We start from the raw sequence: 701 nt of genomic DNA, 5'->3' as shown, positions 1-701 counted from the left end.
CGCCGACGTCGAGGGCTACCACTACCGCGAAATCGCCGCCCTGATGGGCACACCCGTCGGAACCGTGATGTCCCGACTGGCCCGCGGACGAAAGCGGCTGCGGGAGTTGCTCGCCGACGTGGCCCGGGACCGTGGCATCGGCCGCGACGCCGGTAAGGTTCAGGCTGCCGTGCCGTTGTCCTGACTCCGGGCCAGATACCCTCTGGCAACCGCAGTTTCGGCGAGCAACTCCCGCAGCCGCTTTCGTCCGCGGGCCAGTCGGGACATCACGGTTCCGACGGGTGTGCCCATCAGGGCGGCGATTTCGCGGTAGTGGTAGCCCTCGACGTCGGCGAAGTACACGGTCATCCGGTTGGCCGCAGGGATCGCGTCCAGTGCGTCCGCGATGTCGTCGTCGCGCATCGCTTCGAGCGCTTCCACTTCCGCTGACCGCAAACCCGAAGATGTATGCCGCCCCTCGGCGGACACCTGCCAATCGGTGATGTCTTCACACAGTTGCTCACCCACGGCGCGTTGGCGGGCGCGATAGCTGTTGATCCAGTTGTTGTACATGATCCGAAACAGCCATGCGCGCGCATTCGATCCTGGCTTGAACGTGTGAAAACCGCTGTAGGCCTTGAGAAGTGTCTCCTGCACGAGGTCTTCGGCGTCGTACCGGTTGTGGGTCAGGCGGCGCGCACCACGTTCGATCTGCTCGACGC

The 701-nt window shown here is 65.0% G+C and carries 2 protein-coding genes; one reads left to right on the top strand and one right to left on the bottom strand.

The genetic code is table 11. The annotated features are described in order from the left end of the window. On the top strand, positions 1-184 hold a 184-nt coding region (locus tag A5733_RS00010; RefSeq protein WP_304528331.1), incomplete at its 5' end, for a sigma factor-like helix-turn-helix DNA-binding protein. On the opposite strand, the gene A5733_RS00005 is transcribed toward A5733_RS00010, so the two are convergent. Beyond that, positions 160-701, bottom strand: a 542-nt coding sequence (locus tag A5733_RS00005) for a sigma-70 family RNA polymerase sigma factor (RefSeq protein WP_076238594.1), incomplete at its 5' end; no start/stop codon positions are given. The two genes, A5733_RS00010 and A5733_RS00005, sit on opposite strands and share 25 nt — an antisense overlap.

Origin of the sequence: Mycobacterium sp. NS-7484, from assembly GCF_001953975.1 — a bacterium.
Classification (GTDB): Bacteria; Actinomycetota; Actinomycetes; order Mycobacteriales; family Mycobacteriaceae; genus Mycobacterium.
This window is presented reverse-complemented; position numbering and strand designations above follow the sequence as displayed.